Source organism: Paraburkholderia sp. SIMBA_027, from assembly GCF_046535315.1.
Classification (GTDB): Bacteria; Pseudomonadota; Gammaproteobacteria; order Burkholderiales; family Burkholderiaceae; genus Paraburkholderia; species Paraburkholderia tropica.
The window spans coordinates 1-234 of the sequence record NZ_JAWRWY010001633.1; the positions used below are offsets into that span (position 1 = coordinate 1).

The 234-nt window shown below is 62.0% G+C and carries 1 protein-coding gene; it reads right to left on the bottom strand.

Annotated features, from left to right (window positions below; translation table 11 throughout):
* Nucleotides 1-234 (bottom strand): UvrD-helicase domain-containing protein (locus SB764_RS44715; protein WP_410867400.1); only part of this gene is annotated, 234 nt, incomplete at both ends.

Genomic DNA, 234 nt, shown 5'->3' on the forward strand with positions numbered 1-234 from the left:
GCTCAGCCCACGCGCATTTTCAGGTGGTGTGAAGACATGGTCGACGGCGGCGAGAACGTCGGACGTCGAACGGAACGACAGCGGCAGGCGCACCGGCGTGAATTGCTGGCCGCTGGCCTGCACCTTCCGCTGCGTCCGTTTGCTTTCTTCCGAAAAGCGCTCCGGCCGGGCGCCCTGGAAGGAATAGATGGATTGCTTTTCATCACCGACGGCAAATAACGTCCGGATCACCGG